The 23,412-nt window shown below is 34.5% G+C and carries 27 protein-coding genes; 25 read left to right on the plus strand and 2 right to left on the minus strand.

Going from position 1 to position 23,412, the window contains the following annotated elements:
* Positions 1-288: hypothetical protein (locus QZ659_RS16515; RefSeq protein ID WP_291727475.1), on the plus strand; the 288-nt coding region annotated here is incomplete at its 5' end.
* A 166-nt stretch (positions 289-454) separates the two neighbouring features.
* Here the strand turns inward: QZ659_RS16515 and QZ659_RS16520 are convergent.
* The gene (locus QZ659_RS16520; RefSeq protein ID WP_291727477.1) at positions 455-946 is read right to left on the minus strand and encodes a hypothetical protein; all 492 of its coding nucleotides are present in this window, start codon (positions 944-946) and stop codon (positions 455-457) included.
* Between the two features lie 509 nt (positions 947-1,455).
* Between QZ659_RS16520 and QZ659_RS16525 the strand changes: the two genes are divergently transcribed.
* Complete coding sequence (locus QZ659_RS16525) at positions 1,456-1,920, plus strand: hypothetical protein (protein ID WP_291727479.1); 465 nt, start codon at positions 1,456-1,458, stop codon at positions 1,918-1,920.
* Between the two features lie 231 nt (positions 1,921-2,151).
* On the opposite strand, the gene QZ659_RS16530 is transcribed toward QZ659_RS16525, so the two are convergent.
* The gene (locus QZ659_RS16530; protein ID WP_291727480.1) at positions 2,152-2,418 is read right to left on the minus strand and encodes a hypothetical protein; all 267 of its coding nucleotides are present in this window, start codon (positions 2,416-2,418) and stop codon (positions 2,152-2,154) included.
* Between the two features lie 150 nt (positions 2,419-2,568).
* On the opposite strand from QZ659_RS16530, the gene QZ659_RS16535 reads away from it, so the two are divergent.
* The 23 genes from QZ659_RS16535 to QZ659_RS16645 form a co-directional block, all read left to right on the plus strand.
* The gene (locus QZ659_RS16535) at positions 2,569-3,048 is read left to right on the plus strand and encodes a hypothetical protein (RefSeq protein ID WP_291727482.1); all 480 of its coding nucleotides are present in this window, start codon (positions 2,569-2,571) and stop codon (positions 3,046-3,048) included.
* Entirely contained in the window at positions 3,045-4,748 is a 1,704-nt protein-coding gene (locus tag QZ659_RS16540; RefSeq protein WP_291727484.1) for a hypothetical protein, read from the plus strand. The genes QZ659_RS16535 and QZ659_RS16540 overlap by 4 nt, the downstream gene beginning before the upstream one ends.
* A gap of 70 nt (positions 4,749-4,818) precedes the next feature.
* Positions 4,819-5,379, plus strand: coding sequence for a hypothetical protein (locus QZ659_RS16545; RefSeq protein WP_291727485.1), 561 nt, complete (start codon positions 4,819-4,821; stop codon positions 5,377-5,379).
* A gap of 68 nt (positions 5,380-5,447) precedes the next feature.
* Positions 5,448-6,137 carry a hypothetical protein gene (locus tag QZ659_RS16550; RefSeq protein WP_291727486.1) on the plus strand — a complete coding sequence of 230 codons (690 nt, stop codon included), beginning with the start codon at positions 5,448-5,450 and terminating at the stop codon, positions 6,135-6,137.
* A gap of 106 nt (positions 6,138-6,243) precedes the next feature.
* Positions 6,244-6,684 carry a hypothetical protein gene (locus QZ659_RS16555; protein WP_291727487.1) on the plus strand — a complete coding sequence of 147 codons (441 nt, stop codon included), beginning with the start codon at positions 6,244-6,246 and terminating at the stop codon, positions 6,682-6,684.
* A complete protein-coding gene (locus QZ659_RS16560) occupies positions 6,674-7,069 on the plus strand; it encodes a hypothetical protein (protein WP_291727489.1) in 396 nt (131 codons plus the stop codon). The genes QZ659_RS16555 and QZ659_RS16560 overlap by 11 nt, the downstream gene beginning before the upstream one ends.
* Complete coding sequence (locus tag QZ659_RS16565) at positions 7,062-7,367, plus strand: hypothetical protein (protein WP_291727491.1); 306 nt, start codon at positions 7,062-7,064, stop codon at positions 7,365-7,367. Before QZ659_RS16560 ends, QZ659_RS16565 begins: the two co-directional genes overlap by 8 nt.
* Before the next feature lie 28 nt (positions 7,368-7,395).
* Positions 7,396-8,148 carry a hypothetical protein gene (locus QZ659_RS16570; RefSeq protein ID WP_291727492.1) on the plus strand — a complete coding sequence of 251 codons (753 nt, stop codon included), beginning with the start codon at positions 7,396-7,398 and terminating at the stop codon, positions 8,146-8,148.
* Between the two features lie 4 nt (positions 8,149-8,152).
* Positions 8,153-8,464, plus strand: a complete 312-nt coding sequence (locus QZ659_RS16575; protein ID WP_291727494.1) for a hypothetical protein — start codon at positions 8,153-8,155, stop codon at positions 8,462-8,464.
* Positions 8,465-8,466: 2 nt separating this feature from the next.
* Positions 8,467-8,886 (plus strand): hypothetical protein, encoded by a 420-nt coding sequence (locus QZ659_RS16580; protein ID WP_291727496.1) that lies wholly within the window; start codon positions 8,467-8,469, stop codon positions 8,884-8,886.
* A gap of 7 nt (positions 8,887-8,893) precedes the next feature.
* Positions 8,894-9,970 (plus strand): hypothetical protein, encoded by a 1,077-nt coding sequence (locus QZ659_RS16585; protein ID WP_291727498.1) that lies wholly within the window; start codon positions 8,894-8,896, stop codon positions 9,968-9,970.
* Between the two features lie 12 nt (positions 9,971-9,982).
* Positions 9,983-10,453, plus strand: a complete 471-nt coding sequence (locus tag QZ659_RS16590) for a hypothetical protein (RefSeq protein WP_291727500.1) — start codon at positions 9,983-9,985, stop codon at positions 10,451-10,453.
* Between the two features lie 47 nt (positions 10,454-10,500).
* Positions 10,501-10,956: a hypothetical protein gene (locus tag QZ659_RS16595; RefSeq protein ID WP_291727502.1), complete on the plus strand. Its 456-nt coding sequence runs from the start codon at positions 10,501-10,503 to the stop codon at positions 10,954-10,956.
* Positions 10,957-11,036: 80 nt separating this feature from the next.
* Complete coding sequence (locus QZ659_RS16600) at positions 11,037-11,678, plus strand: N-acetylmuramoyl-L-alanine amidase (RefSeq protein ID WP_291727504.1); 642 nt, start codon at positions 11,037-11,039, stop codon at positions 11,676-11,678.
* A gap of 6 nt (positions 11,679-11,684) precedes the next feature.
* On the plus strand, positions 11,685-12,413 hold the full coding sequence (locus QZ659_RS16605; protein ID WP_291727506.1) for a hypothetical protein: 729 nt from the start codon (positions 11,685-11,687) through the stop codon (positions 12,411-12,413).
* Positions 12,410-13,240 carry a hypothetical protein gene (locus tag QZ659_RS16610; RefSeq protein ID WP_291727509.1) on the plus strand — a complete coding sequence of 277 codons (831 nt, stop codon included), beginning with the start codon at positions 12,410-12,412 and terminating at the stop codon, positions 13,238-13,240. Before QZ659_RS16605 ends, QZ659_RS16610 begins: the two co-directional genes overlap by 4 nt.
* Positions 13,237-13,749, plus strand: a complete 513-nt coding sequence (locus QZ659_RS16615; RefSeq protein ID WP_291727511.1) for a hypothetical protein — start codon at positions 13,237-13,239, stop codon at positions 13,747-13,749. The genes QZ659_RS16610 and QZ659_RS16615 overlap by 4 nt, the downstream gene beginning before the upstream one ends.
* 6 nt (positions 13,750-13,755) lie before the next feature.
* Positions 13,756-14,421, plus strand: coding sequence for a hypothetical protein (locus tag QZ659_RS16620; protein WP_291727512.1), 666 nt, complete (start codon positions 13,756-13,758; stop codon positions 14,419-14,421).
* Complete coding sequence (locus QZ659_RS16625; protein WP_291727514.1) at positions 14,422-14,718, plus strand: hypothetical protein; 297 nt, start codon at positions 14,422-14,424, stop codon at positions 14,716-14,718.
* Positions 14,719-14,904: 186 nt separating this feature from the next.
* Positions 14,905-15,378: a hypothetical protein gene (locus QZ659_RS16630; protein ID WP_291727516.1), complete on the plus strand. Its 474-nt coding sequence runs from the start codon at positions 14,905-14,907 to the stop codon at positions 15,376-15,378.
* 171 nt (positions 15,379-15,549) lie between these two features.
* Positions 15,550-20,508 carry a DUF3560 domain-containing protein gene (locus QZ659_RS16635; RefSeq protein ID WP_291727518.1) on the plus strand — a complete coding sequence of 1,653 codons (4,959 nt, stop codon included), beginning with the start codon at positions 15,550-15,552 and terminating at the stop codon, positions 20,506-20,508.
* A 19-nt stretch (positions 20,509-20,527) separates the two neighbouring features.
* Complete coding sequence (locus tag QZ659_RS16640; RefSeq protein WP_291727520.1) at positions 20,528-22,372, plus strand: hypothetical protein; 1,845 nt, start codon at positions 20,528-20,530, stop codon at positions 22,370-22,372.
* A 3-nt stretch (positions 22,373-22,375) separates the two neighbouring features.
* The coding region (locus QZ659_RS16645; RefSeq protein WP_291727522.1) for a hypothetical protein at positions 22,376-23,412 on the plus strand (1,037 nt) is incomplete at its 3' end.

The raw sequence follows: 23,412 nt of genomic DNA on the forward strand, positions 1-23,412 counted from the left end.
ATAATCCAAAAACAAAGAACTCTTTATTTAGGTGCAAAAATGATTTTTTTGATATATAGACTTGTGGAGGAGTGGATATACAAGCACGAAGAAGCAAACCACCCTCAAATGGCAAATGAACTCAATCGTTTGGAGTATTTGCAATACTATTGTTACAAAGACTTACTCAAAAGACTGCGTTCTGCTGCTCTTTCTAAGAAGGAAACGCTTGTTCTCTTCAAAATAGAAGCAATGGAGCTTTCTAAATTAGACCCTAAAATAGAACCGTATTTTAATAAAATTACATAAAAAAAGCCTTTCCATTGAGTTGGAAAGGCTTTTTTAGTTAAAACAGCATCGTAGGCATCAGGTATTCCCTCAACTGGTTCTACAAGACTTTAGGACGTAACAGGGAGTTTCGTCGGTCAGAATCGCTGTTTTGTTGAATGTTGTCAGCTCACAGAGTTAAACAAAATTACTGTTTTGTTCCTTCAAATTTATAGAAAAATTGATAGTTTAGATTGTCAATAACAGTTCTGAATGTAAATCCTGTGAAAATTTTCTTGCTACCAGAAACATAACGACCATTGTATAACGTATTATCTAACTCTGCTACATCATAACCCTCAATGGTAACACTCACACCGTTTCCAATATTTTGTGTTTGTGGTGCAATGTCAAATACAATTCCGTTGCTGGCATTACGTATTTTTTCAGCAGTAAACAACAATTCTCCACCTTCTTTGAAATCTAATTTGTCAGAGCCGTTTTTAGATACGATTAACGTTCCACTTTCATCTAAATCCGTAATACGACCCAAGTCTATTTCAGTTACTTCTACTGAATAATTATAAGTTCCAATAACTTCATCTCTAGGGTCGGTAGGTTCATCATCTGAACCACAAGCAGAAATACCAAAAACTGCAAAAAAGGCTATCAAAAGCCAAAAATTAAACTGAAATTTCATAAAAAAATAAGGTTAAGTTATAAGATATATCTACTACTTAATGACAAAAAGTAGTGATTCATTACAGTCAATGTAATAAAAAAGTTGATTTTATATTTTAATTTTTTCTATGTTTTTGATTGTTAGATAGTTATGATTTTATATTTTTTTGTTGTATTTTTGAGTTCTATCTAAATCATGTGTTTGGTTCATTTGATGAAAAATAGACTAATTGTGTGTTTGCATAGAAAGAATCATAATTAATTTGATTTGAGGTCAATAAGTGAAAGCTGCGAACTTTCACTTATTTTTTTGCATAAAAAAAACATACCCCTCTTTTCAGCTAGGGTATGCTCCCAAGCGAAATCCGTCGTTTCGTACGCTAACAACATCTTTCTGACAATAGCTTTTTGCTTAACTTGTAAACAAATATACTAAATTCTTCGTATATTTGAACTCACGATAAACGTTTCCTACTCCGTTTTCTAATTTTTATTTGTCGATAAATAAATTGAATTATGTTCAAAAAAATGAAAACGGAAGAAAAACTCGTTTTGATTTTAGTGCTTGCAGCAGGGGCGTACTTTGCATACAATCACTATCAAAAGAGAAAAACACAAACTCCTCCCCCAAACTATCAGCAGCAACAACAGCAGCAGCAAGTAGCCCAAGTTAGTCAAGCTAGTACAGCAAATATTGGCGATAAAGTCAATTCTTTAAAGACTATTTTAGATAGTGTAAAAGGAGCTTTAACCAACAAAGAACGTCAAGCATGTTTAGAAAATGGTGGTACATGGGACAGAAACGGACTGCTTCAAAAAGGGTTCTGTGTCAATAAAGAAGATACCACAACAACAGAAGTAGCATCCAGAGGAACAGAACCTTTTCATCGAACTTCTGAATTGAAATTAGATGTGATTGAACAACCAGCTTACTTGGATAAAAGTCAGTTGCAAGCAATGGCTGGAGTAGATGAGAATATGATTCTGCTCTAAACAAAACAAATAGAATAAATAATAAAAAAAATACCCTTCAAATTAGTTTTGAAGGGTATTTTTTTTATTATATAACTTTATTCAGATTTTTGATGTGATATGTTTTGTTGTTATCACTCATAATTTTTAGTTAAAATCCACGTTTTTCCACAATTTTTGACGCTTTTTCACGCTTTTTGACACTCAACGCACACTTTTTTCACACTTTGTTCACAGTTTTTGAGTGTTTTTTTAGGCTTTTTCTGTACTATTTTCTGCTTTTTCACAATCACAAATTCGTTTTTCGATTGTGCCTTCATCTATCCATTTCATGATAATTTTCACTTGATATGTTGATAGCATTTTTGCAGTGTTATATTCTTCTCCTAAAAGGTGCAATATTGGTTTTATCCATTGTCTAAGCGTGTGCTTAGAAATATCATAATGATTTCTTAATTCTTTTTTTGACATAGGTAAAACATCTTCCTTTCGCTGCTTTTGTACTTGAATAGCGTTCATTTTCAATATAAGTAGTTGTATTACCTATCAGAATCGTTCAAAATCGCTCAAAATCATTGAGAATCGTTAAGAATCGTTGAGAATCGGTAAAGTGTTAATTTTCAATGTGTTACGTTTGTTGTGTTGAATCACATACGAATACATTAAAAAATGAAACTAGGTACTACACTTTTTTGGACTGGTCTTACGGCAGGAGTAGTTTTTGGGATTACTAAGATAGGAAAATTAGCAAGTTTATCAAAAAATTTGCAGGTAGTACCTACTATTCGTGTGCATAAAATTCATACAGGAAAATTTCTTATACCTACTGCTGTTGAATTTGCCACTGATATACGTCTATTGAACAACTCTAATGGCTCTATCAATATTCGTAAACCATCTATCAATCTATATTTAGGAGACGAAATAGAACCCTTTGGAGTTTCTGCGCCCTCACAAGAAATTCAGAAATTAGAAAAGTGGTCGGAAGTTTATTTCGATGATATTAGAATTGTAGTTCCTGTTACAAATCTTCCTACTGTTCTTATGAATGGTATTACTACTGGAGGAATCACAGTAAATGTAGAAGCTCATACCACCATCAACGGTATTCCTCATACCGTAAGAGAAACAAAGGAGGTAACAGTATGATTTCAACACGCCGAAATATCGCTTCTGGAACAACCTACAACGGACTTTTTACGCCAGCTACCAACACAGATATAGAAATTAAATCGTCTGCTAATGTAGATGATACGATACGTCTTATCAAAAAAATTGTTGGTAAAACATTAGACCAAACGGCTTCTATTTCCAAAAAACTTAAAAGAAAATCTATACTAGAAACGTGTAGAGCGATATGGCATTTTGTCTATAACCATATAGACTATGTGCCAGATGAGGACGGCATAGAGCAAGTAAGGCATCCAAGAAGGCTTTGGAGTGATAGATATGGAGATTGCGACTGTTTTACGGTCTTTATTTCCTCTATTCTTACCAATATGAATATTCCTCACATTCTAAGAGTTACCGATAATTTTGGTGAGGGTGGATGGAATCACATCTATCCAGTGGCTTTCGACGAAGAAGGAAATGAAATCTATATTGATTGTGTCCTTCACGAATTTAACAAAGAACATCATTACTACGACAATCAAGATTATAATATGAAATTACATGAATTAGGGAAGTTGCCTACGGTTACTGATAATAAACTTTGTGGTTGTGGGTGTGGTACGTGCGAAGATAGAAAGCAAGTTGAAACCTTCATTGATAGTATTAACAATAATGAAGAGTTAGGAAATATCTTCAAAAAAATATGGAGTGGAATTAAAACCGTTGTCGTATCTCCTTTCAGAAATGCTTTTTTACTTGTTATGAAAAGCAATATGAAGCAAGTAGCTGCAAAAATACGTTGGGGTCTGCTTACACAAGAAGAAGCAGCCAAATATGGCTACACTGATGCTACGAAATGGCGAAAAGTAGCAGAGTTATACAAAAAGGTGTCCGAAATTCATAAAAAAGCAGGGGGAGATAGGTCTAAGTTAAGAGATGCGATTTTTAATGGTAGTGGAAACAAAAATCCAAAACTACCCACTCCGTCTGGACGTATTTCGCCAGTTTTGAATGGTGTTTTACCACCACAAGGATATGAGCTTCAAATGAGGGTAAGACCTCTTACAGAGCAAGAAAACAAGCAAGAAACACAAGCTATTGCAAGACAAGTAAGCAAGGAAATTGAATATGCTTCTAAAAGAAGTCAAGCCGTAGCACAGTTTAAAAACTTTGTAGCTTCTCGTTGCGACCAAAAGACACAAGAATCTTTGCAAGGATTATTTGGGTTAGGAACTGACCCAGCCACAGCCACAGCGATTGCATCTGTAATGGCTGCCTTAGCTCCTATTATCGCACTCTTAAATAAATTAGTTGCTAATGGCGACCCACAAAAAGCAGAAGTAGATAGTAGTAATTACGGATTATCTCCAGAAGAACAAAAAGAATTAGAAGCATCAATGGCAAACCTCAATAGTGAGGTAAACGAAGCCTTCAACGCTAATATTACTGACCCTAACGCAAAAGGAGAACCACAAAAAGAAAATGGAATAATAGGTTGGGTAAAAGAAAATCCTATTACAAGTGCTTTACTCGGTTTAGGCTTAGGTTTAGGAACATTTGCCATTTTAAAACCAAGTGAGCCAGATTATTACCCTCCTCCAAGACAGTACACACCACGTAGTAGAGGTAACTTGAATGGTGCATCCAAAAAAACAACGAAAAAAAGTAGTTCCAAAACGAGAAAGACAACTTCAAAAAAGAAGGTCGGAAGTGCAAGTTTTAGTGGACTAAAATAACATAGAGTAGGATTATATCCACTTACTTTCCTTTAAAAAAATATTCAAAAATACTTTATCGAAACCAGTTATGAAATTTTTAGAAAACAAAGCTCTTACAGGAGCAAAAGGTAATTTTTCAGATACAGCACAACAAGCTGCCATTTTGCTTGCCTTTGCATTTCTTGGTGGTGCAACCTCTTCTTTTATTGGGCGTGGTTCTGGTTTTCTTGGCATTCTCTCAATGGGTGCAGGTGTCTTTTTTGGCTATCCAGTAGCAATTGCAGCAGGGGCAGGAATGGCTGCCAGTGGATTTGCTAAAAATGGCGCATTAGGAGGTTTAAATCCTACAAATGGATTTAATGGCGTTCAGCAAGGTATTGAAAATGTCAAAGATTACGGAAAAAGTCTCTCTAAAGGATTTTTTATAGATAAACTTATTGGAAGTAACGAATCCATAAACGGACTTCGTGGACTGACCTATATAGCTCCTTCCTCTCGGAAAAAATACAACGGAGTAGGAAACGTAGTACCAAACGACCCAGAGGAAGCAGCCTTATGGAACGAAGTAAACAGAATGGCTGATATGCCTACCGAAATGCTTTTACCAGAAGCAACCTCTACAATGACAGAAGACGGAGTACTGCTTTAGTAGCTATTCAAAACATAACCCTTTTTATTTTTTTAATCAAATTTCAAAATTCTATAAATTCTAATCTTATGTTTCAAGATAATAATGGAATGTTAATGGGTGTGGATGCAATGCAAACGCCTGTACCTGCCAAAGTAATGACACCTCATGAGTGGTTTCTTACTCTTCTTAACACAGCAGAGATGCCACAATCGGTAAAAGAGCGATTACGTGGAGCTAAAGATGGCTCTGGACAACTTAAACTTCGTCCTTTTACCTACTACTCAAAAGTAGAAATTGCCAATGGCGCACAAACAGTAGAGTTTTTCAATGAAAATGACAGCATCGCTCGTGGTGTTCGCAACATGGAGAAAGCTAAAGTAGAAGAGGGACGTATTTTTATGATTCGCTCTATTCGTATCAGAGTAGGTACAAATGGTGGAGGTACACCAGCAGCCTTTACAGCAGCTAAAAATGCTGAACTTGCTCAAATCATCTACAAAGCTATTGATAAGGACAATGATTTTGCTTGTCTTTCAGCAGCCGAACTTGACCTCACTCTAAATTCTAGTTTCAAACTTCAAGAACTTGCAGTTTCAAACTTTGAAACAGGTGGGAATAATGATGTTGAAGAAGGCGAATTTGTGCTTGACCGTCCTATTTTATTGTACGCTCAACAAGTGCTAAATCTTACCCTAAAATTTGGTGAAGCTACAATGAACAACGTAGGTGTAGGTAGAGCAATTCATTTGGAATTGAAAGGTGTATTAGCACGCTAGAAAGCATTAAAGATTAGGGTTAAGTTGATAAGACAAGGGGATTGTCTTTGGCAGTTCTCTTTCTTTTTCTTATCCATTTTTTACACAAAATAAACTACTCTTACTTATGCTAGAACTAGAAGAAAAATTACCTAGACACAGAGAGAAATTGATAAGACAAGTTTTACGTAAGCCAATAGAGATTCAAATAGCATCTTCTGGAGAGCGTAAAACGGTAGAAGTCAAGCTAAGTGAAGATATAGCCATTATCAGAGGTATTTCCTTTGGAGGAAATGACAATACGGCTGCTACTCGCTTAAAAGTCAATTCACTTTACTTTGGAAATGTTGAAATAGTGCGCTCACAATGGGCTGAACGCTATTACAATTCGCACAACGTACCTGCAAAGGATAGATTTTTTCCTATCACTCAATTAGATGAGGAAGGCGAAGGAATAAATATCACGTCCGACCGTACCATCAAAATAGATTGTCAAGATAGTAATGCTGGAGGTTTTGCAGCCTATACAGCTTACTTGTATTTAGAAACGTGGAAGTATGTCGTATAATCTTTTAGCCAAGACTGGTAAACTACGTATAAGCAGCGCAAAAGCCTACAACAACCTTAAAATCATTATTCCGAAGGGACGTAAAGTAGTGGCTCTTTCTGCTAAGTTTATTCCTATTGCTTTTGATGATAAATCTCAATTACAAGATGCTGATAGAGATTTAGAAATAGCAAAGCTAGTCTATAAAAGTGATACAAACGAGGTAGTCTATACTGAAAGTCTAACAATGATTTTTGATAATGACTTTGAGAAAAAAGACTACAAACCATATCAAATTACGCCTTTTTTTACTCGCTACATACTGGTTTCAGTAGAAGATACAATTAATACTTTTACAGACACTGAACAAACGTATGAAATTGAAATAATTGTTGATTATGAATGAGAATATCGCTATTGCACTAGCTAACCAAGAAGCTAAAGACATGAAAAATCCTAAACAAGATTTTGTGTCCTATACGCTCAATGCTGGACAAGTAATAGAAGGTAGTGAAGATGCAACTTTCTTTCTTTTAGGCAATCCAAGTGGGATTTTTATTGTGGGAGAAGATGGTGCAAGATACGATAGTCAAAATATTATTCTTCATCAACAACACACATTTAGAAATGGATTACAGCGACTTGAAAACAGGCTAGGTGTGGCTCAAACGGTTTATTTCTATATCGTTTTTGACCTTTGCTAAACTCAAATTTACTTACCCTAACTCTATTATGAAAGATTATTTAGTAGCTACAAGAAATGCTCTAAAAAAAATACAATCTGGTCTAAAACTCTCTGTTGATAATAAAGCTGACCAATTCTATGATGTAGAAGTGGACGGCATTACCGTTGTCAAAAGAACAAAAGACCCTTCAAAAATTGATACAGTAATACACTACATTGATGATGATACAGAGCATGTATTAGTTAGAACTTTCAAAGGTAGAGGGCAAGAAGTAAAAGATAGATTTCCTTTTAAGAAAGACCCAAATCAATTAAACGGTTTTGGTAGTACAGAAGAATCTATACGAAGCCAAATAGTAAAGGAGATACAGGACGAACTAGATAGCAAAAAGAAAGATGAGCGTATTGCAGAACTGGAAAAGGAAGTAGAAAGCCTTAAAAACAGCAGAATAGCAGGAATACACTTGCCTACTGTATTTAATGAAATAGGAGGTGTTCCAGCTTTACTTTCAGCCGTTCAAGGTATGGTTAAAGGACAGAACCAACAGCAATTAGGTAGTCCACATCAACAACAGATACCACCTGTTTTGCAACATCTAGGTAGCTTTATCAGCAGAGTACAACACAACAACGAACGCTTTAACCTAACACTAAAGTTTTTTGATGATTTTACAGCAATGTCAGAAGAAGACTTTGAAGACTTTATAGAAAGTTTTTACCCAGACCAAAAAGAATCTAACCCTAACCCTAACGAAAATGAGCAGGAAAATCACTTTCACTCGCAAGAAGAGAACACCTAAAAAAATGACAATCATTGAAGTAGCTACTGAAAAAGTGCCTTCAATGAAACATTTGGCAAAACAAAAATTATCACGTCTTGAAAAATTAAAGGTAGTGATGCAAAACGAGGAATATTTAGATGTTTTCGATAATATGCCTTTGGATGCCGTACTGCCACAAATTACTGGAACAAAACAGAAAATTGAAGTAGAGGAAGAAAAGGAAAAAATACTTTCTCTTTTAGCTAAACAAAGTTTGGAAAGACTTATAAAACTAGAAGGAGCTACAAAAAGCACACTTCACATGGCTATCTTTGATTCGCTGCAACTAGATTAACGATGCTTGAAGATATTGACGACATATTGAAAATGGCTGCTACTGGAGGAATTGTCCTAGTAGGTTTCTTAGCTGTAAAATCCTTTACTAATTCTATTAAGGAAAATAGAATTAATAGTGCCTATGCAGATGCTTCTGTTAGTGGTTCTACTGCCGAAATGGCTCGTAAACTCAAAGATGCCTTTGATAATTGCGATATGTTCGGTTGTGCAGGAACAAATGAAGAAGCCGTTATTCGTCTAATTCAATCTATACCAAACAAGCGTTTTTTTGAGGGAATGACAAAGGATTACGCACGTCTAACCAGTGGAGCATCCTTTGACGTGGACTTCCATGATGAGTTTTATTCTTGGGGTAATAATTCATCTGACAACATAATCTATGATGATTTAATGGTCTATATCCAAAATTTACCAAACTAAACTACTTATGAGAACTAAAAAACCTATCAGCAAAAATACCAAAATGTTATTATTTCTCTTGGTAGCAGCAGCAGCAGCCTATTTTGGACTGACTGAATCTGATGGAAAAGGTGGACGTAAACTCAAAAATAATATTCCGTTATTAAATCCAAATACAGGGTATTCTGGAGATGGAAATTACCAAAATAACTACACTGGAGGAAATAGCAATGCCATTAGTAATGGTGGAACTTCTACTGGACAAACAGGTACGGCAGGAGGTGGAACGGTTGTTTCAACAACTGGAACTATCAAAAAAGGAGATAAAGGAAATGCAGTTATTACACTGCAAAGGTATTTGAGAGAAATAAAAGGTTATTCTATGCCTCTTACATATAACTCTAATACAGGTGTTTACGATGGCGATTTTGGTAATGAAACCAAAATTGGTGTAGATAAATTTAACATCCCTTACCCTGTTCCCCTTTCTAAAATCACAGAATTTAAAACTGTGTTAGATAGTGCAGTGGCTTCAAGTGGAAGTATAAGCAATTCTACTAATGTTCAAAGTATTGCTCAATATATCGTAGATGAAAGCGATGATTTGAGTGTAGATTATGCTGGCATTTTGCGAAAAATAACAGGTTTGACACAATCTCAACTTGTCCAAATAGCAACTATTTACCAATCCAAAACAGGGAAATCTATTGTAAGTGATTTTGATTTTGGTGGTATTGTAACTTTTGACCCAAGTGGTAACGCTAGAAAAATTAGAGAAATATTTAGTCAAGCATTAGGTGTTTCTTTTACAAGTAAAAATGCTTCTAATGGAGGTTTTACTTACAATAATGATATGTGGGCTACCGAAGGAGACTGGGGAGTAAACGGACTAAATGGTGTAGATGAAACACATTATCTAGTAAAAACAATCAACGGAACAAATATTTTTGACGAAAACCTTAATCGAATAGATTATGTAACTCGTGGTGTTGATATAGGTGTTTTACTAGACTATACAGATGATAACGAACTAGCTTTTGTGCAAGATGTAGCAGGAAATTTACTTGTTGTAGAAACAAGAAATGTACACGCACAAGCTATATAAAAAATATAAGTTATGCCATTTTCAAAGGAAGAAAAGTTTGCTGAAATGTTTGGAAAACTCTTAGATGAGCGATTCGATAAAACATCTTCACAAAATTCAAATAATGGATTTGTGGTAGGAGCAAAAGAATTGTTCATGGGTTTGCTTGTATTAGTAATATTTGGAGTAGCTGCTTGGGTTGCAACAAGACTTATAGATAATGTCAAGCAAGAAGCAAATTATGAACATTTGAAAGATGATTTTGACGACTATAAAGACGAAATGACAGCAGCTTACAATAAAGATAGAGACGAGCGTAGAGAATATGAAAAATCGGTAAAAGCTGAATTGGAAATTATCAAATCAAGGACGCAAAATAGATTTACATACGAAGATTTCAGAAATGAAATTAGTAGATACAAAGAAACTGACCGTGAGCATTCCAATTCAATAGATGAGATGGAAGAGAGAATACGGAAACTAGAATATCAACTCAAAAAATAAACTGTGCTATAAACTTTTATTCAACCAACTTAAAATTTCAACCAACTATGAAAAATAATTTCATCAAAAGAGCATTTACCCTTTGGATTCTTCCACTTTTACTGGACATCAAAGAGAGAGCTACCCAAACAGATACATTTTCTTTAATGTCTAGGGTCGTAATGGAAGGAGCAATGGCAATGACTGACAAAGACCCTAACAATGGAAAACAAATCAAAACTATCATGCGAAAATATCGTCCAGAGTTTTTGGAGGTGTTTTTTGGAGAGTGGGCAGACGAGATTGAGGACTTTATCAAAGAAAGGGAACTATCCGAAGCCGAAGCGACAGAGCTTAGAGCGCAGATAGAAGTTGCTAAAGTGTACAGGAAAGAACTTTTAGCTTCCAAAAATGAAAAACCAAACTTTGATAAGGCTATTGAACTAGCAGAAAAGAGTACGGAGTACCCTACTTTGGCAGCATTGGCACAATCTGACCCTTTTGACGTATCAAAAAAATCATAGGACTAGATGACGATGCCCCTAAAGAAGTCATAAAGCCACCTACAATTATTCCTTCGGTGTTGGATATAGAGATTATTGAGATGTTTCTACCACATAACGAATATATCCACCAAGACACAGAAAAGAATCAGATTTGTACTCATCATACAGTTTCAAATCCTGTTTCTGGTGCAAAAGGAGTTTGGAATTGGTGGACGACTGACAAAGGTAAAAAACGAATTGCTACTACCTATGTAATTGACATTGATGGTAAAATATTTCTCTTTATACCTTTCAATTTTTGGGGGCATCACTTAGGCATCAAAGACCCACGTAATACAAAATTAAATCAAGGTTGTATTGGAATTGAATTTGTGTCTTGGGGTGGATTAGTAGAAAAGCAAGGGCAACTCTACATTGCTGGAGCTTGGAAACATGGAGGTTTTCAAGCAGGAGGCTTGCGTGTAGATAGAAAGACAGCTATTGAATTAGAAAAGCCGTATCGTAATTTCAAATTCTATCAACGTTACACGGATGCACAATTAGAATCCTTTAGAAAACTTGCTTTATATCTAAATAAAAAACACCAAAAAATTACACTTGACTACAACGCTGACATGTGGGATGTTTCGGAGCGTGCCTTGAATGGAGAAAGTGGTATCTGGACACATAATTCCTATCGTGCTGATAAAGCAGATTGTTACCCAGATGAAAAAATGATAACTATACTCAAAAACTTTTAATAAATTATGAATACAGCAGTTATAGGAACTTTGGGTTATGTATATCCCACTACTTCTTGGGCAGATTTGCAAGCATTTGAAGACAAAATGGCTATGAGTGCGCTGCGAGATCAAGTACGTAGCTCTGATATGGTAGAACGTATTACAGAATTACGTTCGCTCATCCCTCACTTAGAAAAGAAAAGCAGAACTAAATTAGAAGATGTTTTTTTAGGGTTGTACAAAAAAGAGTTAGAAAAACTTACTGACCAATCTCAAAGTGTGAGCAGACGACAACCGTGGATTTCTGCTTATGCAAGAAAACGAAAAGACGCTGAAAGGTGTATTACCGATGGAAATGCCTACAATGTAGGCACAGAACAATGTAGCGTGTATGCCAACGGCAGAACAAATACAAATTTTCCAACACCAATAGTAACGGAAGAACCAGAGAAAAAGGGACTTTTTGACAAACTAAAGGAAGGGATAAAAGATGTTATTGCACCAAAACCAGTAACTGAAAAAAATGAACCCACTTTCACTACAACAAGCACAGGCACGTCAAAAGCTATGCAGATAGATGAAAGTAAGATTACTGATATTCAACCGATTACGGACGAAGCATTTTTTCAAAAATATAAAATGGAATTAATGGTAGTAGGTGGTGTAGTTCTTTTAGGGGTACTTATAGGAAGTACACTTTATTTTACTGGAAAGAAAAGAAAAATAGATACTAAGGGAGGAGGTAAAAAATGACCTTAGGTTCTGTAAATGTGATTAATCAGTACAACGCTGCTGATAAATACATTTTGAAAGGAATGCAAATTGGCTTGTTTCCTTCTTATTTTAACCAACTTATTGGCAAAGCCTATGCTGCTCATGAATGGCGTGAATATGTAGATAGAGCAAAGAAAGAAGGTTATACCTTTTCTCTACCCAATGATTCACAAGCAAAAGCAGGTTGGAATATTTACAATATGCGTAGTTCTTCTGCTTTTCCGAAAGTGTTTGATAGTATAGCTAAAGAACTCAACTTGATAAAACGCTTATTGATGGGACGAGTGCCAGAGGTATCTAGTGTGATGGTTTATATAGCTATTGAGAGAATCAGAGATAGAGAAATCCCAATGACTGACAAAGAGTATCAAAGAGCCCAAGTCCTTTTTAATATTCCAGACAAACCAAAAGAAGAAAACATGTTTAATTTTTACAATACACCTACGGAAGACCCTGTTACAATCGCAAATAGAACAAGTAATCCTATCAAGGGAGAGACACAAAGTAGCGTTGTTGATATTGTAGAAGGGAATAATCTTTTAGTAAAAGATACCGTAGAAAATTTGATTAAGAAAGAAAATCAAATCGCTCAAAATCCAAAAATGACTTATTCTAATACAGAAAAAAGTATTATGGATTCATTGAACGTGCTACCAAAAAGTACAGAAGAAAGTAATAAAAAGTGGATTTGGTTAGCTGGTGCAACTCTGTTGCTTATCCTTCTTGCTATTGGTGGAAAAGTGTATTACGACAAGAAAAAAGGTAAGAAAAATAAACCTTCCACTTCAAAAGCAAAGAAAAAATGAAAAGAGGAACTAAAATAACTATTGGTATTAGTACTGCTATTTTTGTGCTTGTGGCTGCATTTCTAGCATACAGGTATTTTAATAAGAAAAAAGGAGAACAAGCTACATCTCGTAGTGGGGCTTTTTTAGAAGATGAAATTTTGGAGGACGAAGAGCCTTTGTCTCGTATCGAAGAGTTTGCAGAGCAAGGTATAAAGGAAAAATGGACAGATTCCATAAACCAAAATGCTTCTTACTACGAGAAGCAAAAACAGAGAGCAATAGCAGAAGGAGACTTTGCAACGGCAGAAAAAGCCAGTGAGCAACTTAAACAGGCTGCTGTTCAGGTTAAAAACCTCACTGACCCAGAAACGATATACCAAAATGTTTTGCGTGAGCCTAATAGAATGACAAATAAAATTATTGCAGATAAAATCAAAAGCTGTCAAGAAAATCCTTCAAGTGCTGATTGCAGTGTGTTCAAAAAGACTGATTTGGCTAAGTATCTGATTAAACAAGGAGTAATATAAAACAGAATGTATCGTCCAAGTGAAATAGCATTGTTACGAAGTGGATGGAAAGTGAACACACGACCTTATGAGCTTAATATTGTCGGTTTGCGTTCTCCTTCTGTTCGTGCTAATAAGTTTGATGATACTATTTATGTTTTCTACTATGATGCAAAAGGTAGAGTAGTAGAATATAACTTTCCTTGTACCACAGATGCAGGAACATTTTGGTTAGAAAATCCATACACGCCAAAAGGAACAGCGATTTTGCAACAAGGACAATACGCTTACCAAATTGGATTACATCAAGGTAGATACAAAGCACTTGTCCAAAAGGGACAAGTAAACATCCGTAGAGACTACGACAGAAACGCTATCCTAGATTTCTACAATGGCACTCTATATACAGGATATTTTGGAATAAATATTCATCATGCTAAAGATGTTGGTACAACAAAAGTGGTGGATAGATGGAGCGCAGGGTGTCAAGTATTTGCTAATATTCAAGATTATAATTTTTTCATGTCATTGTGTGAAAAACACAGACAGTTATACGGCAATCATTTCTTGTATGGTCTGATTGACATGAGAGCGCAACAAAGAACACTAGCTAGAAGAACATTGTACGCAGGTGTAGCACTTAGTGCATTTGTGTACCGAAAAGAAATTATCAATTATATAAACGCAGCTTAAATGGATTATAAATATGTTATGCCGACTGTTGTAGGAGCTATTTTACTTATTGTAGTCTTTGCTATTATAAACAGTAAGAAGAGTAAAAAAAGTCAATCTCTATCTGGAGTTAAAGGAAACAAAGGCTTGAAGGCAATACAAGCAATTAATAAATCTGCTAAAGCACTTCAACATCAATCTGGTTACGAAATGCGAAATGTAAAAGTAGTAGAAGTAAAAAAAGTCAGAAAACGAATGCCAAAACTTTCTTGGAGTAAGGCACAACAGCGAGCAGCAAGGTTATACAATAATAAGTAAGTTTTTGATTCAAAAAGTAGCTTTTTAAGAAAATTCTAAAACACTGCTTTTAGTATAGTATTTAACATCCCATAAATGCAATTTTGGAAAAGATGTTATAAAAAATTACAGTGTTTCTGTGCTTTGAAGCATCTTCAAAATCACAAAAAAAACGAGTAAGAAATCATCTAAAAAATTAGTATTACAATGGCAGAAAAAAAACAAGACAAACTAAGTGCAGGAGGTGCAATACTTTCATTTCTTTTTCCACCAGTAGGAGTATATCATTATTTTTCAAACAAAGATGGTAACTCAACAAAAGCCAATACAGCAATAGGTCTTGCTTTAATGGGATTGATAGGAAATTATTTTGCATACGCTAAAATGAATGAGTGGGAATCTAAAAAATTTGTTGGACGAATTTCAGCAATTCCACCTCAAACTGTAAATGGTTTAAAAGAACTTCCAACACCAGTAGTAAAATCAAAAGGAGTAGTTTCTCTTCCAGATGGATTTTATGTTGGAAATGTGGGAGGTTGGACATTGACTATCTTATCACAAGACTATTTCAATACAAAAATAGATTTAGAGTTTGGTATAAGAACCCAGTCTATGCCTGTTTCTGTTGTTGTTCAAAACGGCATTGCTTACTGTTATGATAACGCTTTTCAACTGACTTAACAATATGCAAAACAACCTAAGAAATATTGGTTCAAAACTTCGTCCATGTAAATGTGCTGTCTGCAAATCTAAAAGGAAGTCCAAACGGATAAAACGAAAATTTTGGAAGGCAATACGCCAATCTGAAAAAAAAGGAATCTACAAAACTGTGAATTATTATAGAATGTAATTATGACTTTAGGAAGAGCCTACGATAATATCAGAGAAAAAGGAATCTTGAAAAAAGATGGCAAGACTTATAAACGCCAACCTAAAATCAAGAAAATCCTCAAAGGCAAAGAAACAACTATTTCATTTGCCTTTAATCGTATTGTAAAAGGTTTTTACGGTATTATTGAAGCTGATAGTTTACAGCCTTCCCACAGTACAGGCGTTCAGAATCCTTTACACTTCTTACCAGAAGCACAACCAAGAAACCGTAGTACGTCCCAAAGTGGTAGAGAAACACCTCAACTGATAGCTAGAAATTTACGTCCTTCTGAAATTATTGAAGGTGCAAACGCTTATACAGGCGCACCAATAGCTAATTTGAGAGGAGAAATAATACAAGGCAACGGACGTGGAGACACACTAAAAATTTATTATTCCTTAGAACCCAATGGCAAAATCTACAAAGAATATTTCTTGGAAGGTTGTAATGCTAACTTTTTGGGTTTTTCAGCACGCACTATAAAAAAAGAATTAGCCAAATTCAAAAAGCCAGTTCTGATTCGTTTTGTAGATGTATCTGATGACGAGTTTATCCAGTTAGGTCAGTTTCAAGCCAAAGATTTAGAAGCCATTAGTTCTGAAACTTCTGATACAAAAGCCAAAGTAAATCGTATTCCAGAAACGGAACTAGCCAAAATGATTGAAGCTCTCTTACGTCATGACAAAAAAGATGATTCTCTTTCTGAAATTATACGTAACTCAAAAGCTCTTACTTATTTTGTCCGTGCCAAAGTATTACGAAAGGATGAGCTAGAAAATCTAACTAAAAACGGAGAAGCCAATGCCAAAGGAGTAGAGTTTGTTCGCCAGTTTCTACTGCAATTTGTTTTCGAACAATCTACTGACCCAAAAACAAGTGAGAAATTTAATAATCTTCCACACCATACACAGAGAGGAATAGAAAAAGCCTTATTGTATGTTTTGAAGGTGCATTGTTATTCCGATTGTGAGCAGTCCAATCATTCTATTACCAAAGAAGTAGGTAATGCCATTGGTGCAGCTTATGAGCTACTACAAACCAATCTTAGTTTTAATGCGTGGAAAAATCAACCTTCCACTTTTGAGCCTTCTCCACAAGAAAAATATACCAAGCTAGAATTAGAACTAGCTAAAATTTTTAGTGAAGGAAAAACACAAAAAAGTATTGTAGATAGTTTTAAAAAGTATGCTTTCTATGCAACTGACAAAGAAGCTACTCTAGTAGAACCAAAAATAAAAGCCTTACCTAAATCCGAAGCTATTAATAAATCTTTTGGATTGAGTGGAATTGATTGGTGTGAGTGTGATGGAGACGATGATGCTATGTTTGATTGGTGGAAAAGTAAGAAAAAAGAGTACGGAATTAAGAGTGATATGAACTCAAAGGGAGTGGTTAAGACAAAGACCATTACTGTAAAACTACCTGTTTCTATCAATACTTTTAAAAAGCATGGTAATAGTGTACTTTGGGATAAGCAAAAAACAAGAAACTTATCAGATGCAGAATTTATAACACTTTGGAAATATACGCTTGCAGCAAACACCATGCTTTCAGATAGTATTTTTCCAAAAACAAATAATGGAGATAGACATGTGCTTTCTCAATATGGAAAAAAGGAGTTAGTAAATAATGCAAATGAAGAGTTTTTAAGACGTGGTTTAGATAAAAAATATACTCTCTTCACAGAACGTAAAGAAAAATCTACTTCCATACATAAGAAAAAAGTAGAGAAACAGCCTTATGAAATGACTTTTAAGGAATACCTACATGCTGATGATTTATGGAAAAAGGATTTTCAAAAGTTTATTAAAGTAGATGATGAAGTAGAAAAAGAACTAAGGTATAAGCGATTGTCCGAAGAGCAACAACAATCTGCCTATCTTGCAAGAAGAGAAGCTAGACAATTTGCTTTAAACACTACTACTGAACTGATAAAAGAACGTCATGAATATGAAGTAAAAAAAGCACTTTCCGAAGGAAAAACTGTGCCTCAAAATGTCTTGAAAGACTATCCAGAGTTGCAGCCGAAAAAGAAAGATGAGGTTTGTAATACTTTTTGGACCAAAAATGTGATTACCACAGCATTAATTAAGAAGGGGCGACAATTTAGTAACATTGATTTGCTACATATTCCGTCCTATGAATTTGGTGTAACAATAGATATTTGGCGACTAAGAAACCCAGCAAACAGAAAAGTAACAGGGTATCGTGTTGTTGTTGGAGGTCATGACAAACAATTTGCTAGTCTAAAATCAGCCTACAACTTTGTGCTAAAGTTATTAAGAGAAACACAAAAACAAGAAATCCAAAAATGTTTGGAATTAGGATATGATGTTCCCAATAAAGTTTTAGCTGCCTATCCTAGTTTGAAACTAGATTGGCAAATGACTTTAAAAGAATGGAAATCTTCAATTCCAACGGCTTTTTTAAATAAAAAGGAAATAAATAAGAAAGTAGAAGAGCATAAAGAAATTATCAAAAAAGCACTTTCCGAAGGAAAAACCGTACCTCAAAATGTTTTGAAAGACTACCCAGAGTTGCAGCAAAAAACGGAACTATCCGAAGCTGAAAAGCTCAAAATTGCAGAAGCTGAAATAGAAATTTTGATGATGGATATTGATGGATTGAGTGGAATAACAAAATCTAATCTCCCTCAACCAGAAGAGTTCGAAAGCGAAAAATCTTTTATAGAAGCCTATGCCAATAAAAAAGCTGATTTAGCTAAAAATTACATGACTAAACAAATGACTAAACTGCCCTTGTCGTCGGATAGTTACAAAAAAAATGAAATTCAAAAAAGCTATCAAGCTGGTTACAGATTCGGTCAGAAAAATGGAAAACTTTTGTGGAGAAAGTTTCAGACAAAAGAAAATCAAGCTGAAAAGCTCAAAATTGCAGAAGCCGAAATAGAAATTTTGATGATGGATATTGATGGGTTGAGTGGTTTGAACGGTACTAAAAGTCCAGAAAGAACTTATAAAATCAATTCCGACGGAAAAGCTGAATTGAGTTTTGATTATCAAGACTATAAAAGTTTGTCTAGTTCAGAAAAACAAGATATAAAGAGAAATTTTCTATTTAGTAGAGGTAAAAGTGCGTGGATTTCAAGAGGTAAATTTCCGAATATAGCATTTGATATTATTAAGAAATTTGGTTTTACACTTGATAAAAAAGAAGAGCGTAAGACCTTTGAGCAGCAAATAGAATCCAAAAAAGAAAAAGCAGAGAGTAGAGCAGATAGATTTTTGAAAAAGTCAGAAAAAGCTACTCAAAAAGCGAAAAATTTACAGTCTGCTTTCAACAGATACAGAAAGGATTGGAGTTGGCTTACTCAACCAATCACGAATAGTAGTCAAGGACGTGCCTTTGCGAACCATAAAAGTAAAGTTGCTAGAGACTACGATGAGGGGATTAGAGAATATGAAAAATCTAATAACTACATAGATAAAGCAAATTCGGCTTCAAAAACTGCTGAATTTGAAAAATATTCAGACTTATCCTTCTTGCAAAGAAAAATAAAAGAAGTAGAGAAATCTATAAAAAAATTAGATTCTTGGTTGCCAAATTACATAGAGAAAGTTTCACAGCTTGACGATGTTGAAGAGAATAAAACTGATATTTTAAAAGCTCAACTCTATTTTGACCAATATACTGAAAAAATAGAAGAGAAGGCTTTTCTTGTAAAAAAGCTGAAAGACTTACAAGAAAATGGAGCAATTATTTACAATAAGGAAAATTTAAAAAATGCTCGTTACGTAAAGCTAAAAGCGTCCTATGGCAATTATTGGGTGGAGGTTAAAAAATTAAATCCCAAAACAGTAGGTTATATTTTTAGGTCAGAGTTTGGAGGTAAAGAGCGAATCAATAAAGAATTGTATGAGAATGTAGTTGATGTAGTCTATGAAGGCGATAATTTCAAAGTAACACCTCGTACTGATAATACTTTTTTTAACAGTTGGCATTTTGTAATAGAAAAGCAACCGAAAAACGAACTATCCGAAGCTGAAAAGGCTGAAAATCGCATCATTGCAACTTCCAAAAAAGATGGAAATATCTTAGAAAAAGAGTTTACTCCTCTTTCTGTTTCCAGTAATGATATTGATTGGGAAACGGCTGTTGAATCATTCAAACATTATTCAAGGGATGCCAATGGTAGAGCTGCATCAACTAGATTGTATTATGTTAGTCATTTGAAGTATTTGTACAACAAATATTATGATGATGATAACCTTACTGATACTCAAAAAGAAGCAGTATTTAATGAGCTTATGAGCTATAAAACTGAATACAAAAATGCTTTAATGAATGAATTGAGAGCAGGAGCAGGGACAAGTTCTTGGCTTATCACAGGAAGAAGTAAAAGAAATAATAAACAAGCTAACCGAAGAAACAAAACATTAGATACTGCTACTGATAAATTAGTAAAACTCTCTAGCAGTATTGAACCAAGACTTAAAAATATAATATTCAACAACAGAAGTGAAGAACAAATAAAATCTGACAATAAAAAACAGCAATCTAAGACCAAAAGCAAGTTATTCAATAAGGTTTTTAGTTCATTATCTATGAATTACAAATTTGATTTTGATACAAAAACCATTACAGAAATAAAAAATAATGGTTGGGACAAAAACAGCTTTAAGAACAGTGTTTACAATACTTTGTCCAAAAATGTAAAAGAAGGGAATCAAGAATATGTTAATGAAATCCTAGATACTATTGAGGAATTTCAGAATAATTCTAAAACAAAAATATTCACTTCAAAGCATAAAATTTGGAAACTTAGAACAGAGCAAAAGTCAGATTCAATACGAACGGTTCAAATAGAAAAACAGTCAAAAAATGAGCTTTCCGAAGCTGAAAAGCTAAAGATTGCAGAAGCTGAAATAGAAATTTTATTACTAGATATTGATAACCTACAAGGTTTAGCAGTTGCTTAACTATAACCATAAAAAAACTATGTTACAATCACTTACAACGGCACAAATTAATAGTCTTCCACAAGATTATCAGAAAAGTTATAACACCCTCAAAGAAAAAACAGAAGGTTTCAAAGAACTTTATTTTAAGAGTGAGATTATTAAAAATGCTACTGATTCCTTGTACAAAAAGATTATCAAAAAATTAGCTGAACAAGAAAAGGGGAAAAATGAACCCAAAGCTAAAAGAGTATCAGCTAGGAAACAATCACATCTTCTTAAAAAACATATTTTAGAAAAGTTTCCTACTATATCAAAGGTCAAAGTATCAACTGAAAGGTTTTCTGGTGGTAGTGCTTATCGTATTGAATATCATGCACCGAATGTAGTTAGTAAATTGGAAGACTATTTATCTGATAATTTAGAAAATTATCAAGGAATGGATAATTATGATAATTCTATTATCGAACATAAAAAAGGAATTGTTCATGATGGTGCATTGATTACACCAAAAAAGTTTTTGCAAGTTACCTTTACCGAAGAAAAAATATCTTCGAAAAAAACTCCTACAAAGGCAAAAGCAAAAAAAAGTCCCCAGTCAGCAAAGGTAGTGCCTATTAAAAAGACAACTCCACCTAAAAAAACAACTGAAAGCCACTACGCTATTACTTTTATTCGTTCATTTTTACGAATGATAGGTAAATCTAAGGAGGTAAAGAGCTTAGAAAACCTACTCAAAAAAATTAATAAAGCTGCTGATGCTGAGGAAATACGTGCAGCATCTACCCACGCAACAGCTATCAAGTATGTAGCTAATAGTCTTGTAGATGCGATAAATTCAGACTATAAAAAAATTACTTTTTCTCTCAACAAAGAAGGAAGCGACATTTTAGAACCCTATATGACAGCTAAAATGGCCCTACCAAATAGATTGCTTCGTCAGTTCTACAATGCTCAAAATAAAAAATTCTCTGTCAGTCATGATAAACTTCTTTCTCGTCTAAAAAAATTAGACACCAAGAATGAACCATATTCTGACGAGATAGAAAAAGCTATCAAGACTTTAGAAGCTGCAAAGCGAAATTCTTCGACAATCAAAGCTACACAGGCACAACTTAGAGGACTAAGTGGGTTAGGAAAAGCACGTCCACGTAGTCGTACCAAGAAAAGAAAAAACCTTGATGGCTTTGAAGTTAAAGATATTTTAGTCAATGCAACTGTGGGAGCAGTAGCAGGAGCAGGAGGCACGATTGCAAGACAAGCTCTTTCTGGATTTGATATTGTAAAAAATGACTATCCTAAAATTATACTTCCAGAAAAGTATAACGGTACTGGTCTGCAAAATATGGGACGTTCTACCAAAGGCTTTATTTATGGTCTGCCAAAAATGGGTAAAAGTACACTACTCATTGATTTTGCAAATGATTTAGCAGAACATGGAAAAGTTCTTTATGCTTCTCCAGAGGAAATGATTGATAATAAAACACTTGCTGATACTCTAAATGATAGAATAATGAGAGTAGGAAGGCATCACAACGTACATTACACAAAAGATTTTGAAGGGTTGAATCTTGATGATTATGATTTTATCATTATAGATTCTATCAATAAAATGAGATGGAAATTAGATGACTTTGTGAGATTTATTGAAGAAAATAAAAATAAAGGACTTTGGTTTGTCAGTCAAGTAACAAAAGGTGGTGTCTTTAGAGGTTCGCAAGAACTCACACATGAAGTAGATGTTATCGTAAATGTTACTGATAAGGGAATAGCCGAAGTAGATGGAAGATTCGGTACAGGAACATACAATTTTTATAATGAAAATTGGAATGTTTCAGAAGCCGATACAACACAACAAAATTATCAACCAGCATTATCTATGTAAATTATGAGAATATACAAAAACGAGTTCAATAGCGTCATCTTTGCAAAAGATGACGGAACAGTTATCGAAACTTTCCCAACAGGAAATTTCAAAGTAACACGAGCCGAGCAAAACAGAATAAGTATTGTAAATCCTTTATTCGGTTATCAAACAGAATTTTTATTTTCTGATATAAAAGATGTAGATGGAAATAGTACAGGCGCAACTATTGCTGATACAATCAATTATTTAGCAGAATTTATAAATTTTAGGATAGGTGGTATTGGAGCAGATGACCTCACAGCCGATAATATCACCGAAGTACAAGGCGAAGAGGGTTCTGTTCAATACAAAAATGCTTTAGGGAAAATCGTTGGAGATGCCTTTTTTCTTTGGAAAAATAGGCTACTTTCTATTTTGGGAAGTGTTGTTATAAAATCTTTGTCTGCTTTAGCTGGAAATGCTTTAGAAGTTAGAAACTCTGACGATGACCTATTAATGGCAGTATCAAATGGTGGTGTTGCAACAATTCCTAAAATTGGAGGAAGTTTGGGGTTTGGCAATTCAAGCATTGAACTAAATGCGTACTATGCTGAAATAGGAGCGATTAATTCCGTTGTGTTAAAATATGCACAAGGCTCTCCTTATACATCTGCTACTTTTGGAGCTACTATAAATTTTGAAAGGGATTTAATAGGTAAAAATGCTGCAATACAAAAATTAACAGGTGTTACTTTGAATGGTGTTACACAAGATTTAATAGTGTCGGGAACAGATGCCCTTAATGTTGCAAATGATTTGAGTAAAGTGCCTAGAGCTTTATTGCTTAGAGATGGAAAACCTCGTGAAGACACAGGAATAGGGGGAGAAGTTAGTAACGGTGTCCGAGTGGAAAGTTGGGAGACACAAACAGGTGTTGCACCAATACTCCGAACTTTAATAGAAGCAAAAGAAGGAAATAAACTAGCTTTCTACGGAGCTACACCAGTAGCTAAACAAAATTTATCCAGTATGGCAACGACAATGGAAATTGTGCAAACGTTAGAAAATTTAGGACTTAT

Origin of the sequence: Bernardetia sp., assembly GCF_020630935.1 — a bacterium.
In the GTDB taxonomy this organism is placed as follows: domain Bacteria; phylum Bacteroidota; class Bacteroidia; order Cytophagales; family Bernardetiaceae; genus Bernardetia.

Coding starts and splice junctions, on each gene's coding strand:
- QZ659_RS16550 (WP_291727486.1), top strand. CDS start 5,448: ATGTTTCAAGATAATAATGGAATGTTAATGGGTGTGGATGCAATGCAA.
- QZ659_RS16560 (WP_291727489.1), top strand. CDS start 6,674: ATGTCGTATAATCTTTTAGCCAAGACTGGTAAACTACGTATAAGCAGC.
- QZ659_RS16600 (WP_291727504.1), top strand. CDS start 11,037: ATGTTTCTACCACATAACGAATATATCCACCAAGACACAGAAAAGAAT.
- QZ659_RS16615 (WP_291727511.1), top strand. CDS start 13,237: ATGAAAAGAGGAACTAAAATAACTATTGGTATTAGTACTGCTATTTTT.
- QZ659_RS16525 (WP_291727479.1), top strand. CDS start 1,456: ATGAAAACGGAAGAAAAACTCGTTTTGATTTTAGTGCTTGCAGCAGGG.
- QZ659_RS16635 (WP_291727518.1), top strand. CDS start 15,550: ATGACTTTAGGAAGAGCCTACGATAATATCAGAGAAAAAGGAATCTTG.
- QZ659_RS16585 (WP_291727498.1), top strand. CDS start 8,894: ATGAGAACTAAAAAACCTATCAGCAAAAATACCAAAATGTTATTATTT.
- QZ659_RS16580 (WP_291727496.1), top strand. CDS start 8,467: ATGCTTGAAGATATTGACGACATATTGAAAATGGCTGCTACTGGAGGA.
- QZ659_RS16530 (WP_291727480.1), bottom strand. CDS start 2,418: ATGAACGCTATTCAAGTACAAAAGCAGCGAAAGGAAGATGTTTTACCT.
- QZ659_RS16555 (WP_291727487.1), top strand. CDS start 6,244: ATGCTAGAACTAGAAGAAAAATTACCTAGACACAGAGAGAAATTGATA.
- QZ659_RS16590 (WP_291727500.1), top strand. CDS start 9,983: ATGCCATTTTCAAAGGAAGAAAAGTTTGCTGAAATGTTTGGAAAACTC.
- QZ659_RS16630 (WP_291727516.1), top strand. CDS start 14,905: ATGGCAGAAAAAAAACAAGACAAACTAAGTGCAGGAGGTGCAATACTT.
- QZ659_RS16565 (WP_291727491.1), top strand. CDS start 7,062: ATGAATGAGAATATCGCTATTGCACTAGCTAACCAAGAAGCTAAAGAC.
- QZ659_RS16540 (WP_291727484.1), top strand. CDS start 3,045: ATGATTTCAACACGCCGAAATATCGCTTCTGGAACAACCTACAACGGA.
- QZ659_RS16545 (WP_291727485.1), top strand. CDS start 4,819: ATGAAATTTTTAGAAAACAAAGCTCTTACAGGAGCAAAAGGTAATTTT.
- QZ659_RS16605 (WP_291727506.1), top strand. CDS start 11,685: ATGAATACAGCAGTTATAGGAACTTTGGGTTATGTATATCCCACTACT.
- QZ659_RS16620 (WP_291727512.1), top strand. CDS start 13,756: ATGTATCGTCCAAGTGAAATAGCATTGTTACGAAGTGGATGGAAAGTG.
- QZ659_RS16570 (WP_291727492.1), top strand. CDS start 7,396: ATGAAAGATTATTTAGTAGCTACAAGAAATGCTCTAAAAAAAATACAA.
- QZ659_RS16640 (WP_291727520.1), top strand. CDS start 20,528: ATGTTACAATCACTTACAACGGCACAAATTAATAGTCTTCCACAAGAT.
- QZ659_RS16520 (WP_291727477.1), bottom strand. CDS start 946: ATGAAATTTCAGTTTAATTTTTGGCTTTTGATAGCCTTTTTTGCAGTT.
- QZ659_RS16610 (WP_291727509.1), top strand. CDS start 12,410: ATGACCTTAGGTTCTGTAAATGTGATTAATCAGTACAACGCTGCTGAT.
- QZ659_RS16625 (WP_291727514.1), top strand. CDS start 14,422: ATGGATTATAAATATGTTATGCCGACTGTTGTAGGAGCTATTTTACTT.
- QZ659_RS16575 (WP_291727494.1), top strand. CDS start 8,153: ATGACAATCATTGAAGTAGCTACTGAAAAAGTGCCTTCAATGAAACAT.
- QZ659_RS16595 (WP_291727502.1), top strand. CDS start 10,501: ATGAAAAATAATTTCATCAAAAGAGCATTTACCCTTTGGATTCTTCCA.
- QZ659_RS16535 (WP_291727482.1), top strand. CDS start 2,569: ATGAAACTAGGTACTACACTTTTTTGGACTGGTCTTACGGCAGGAGTA.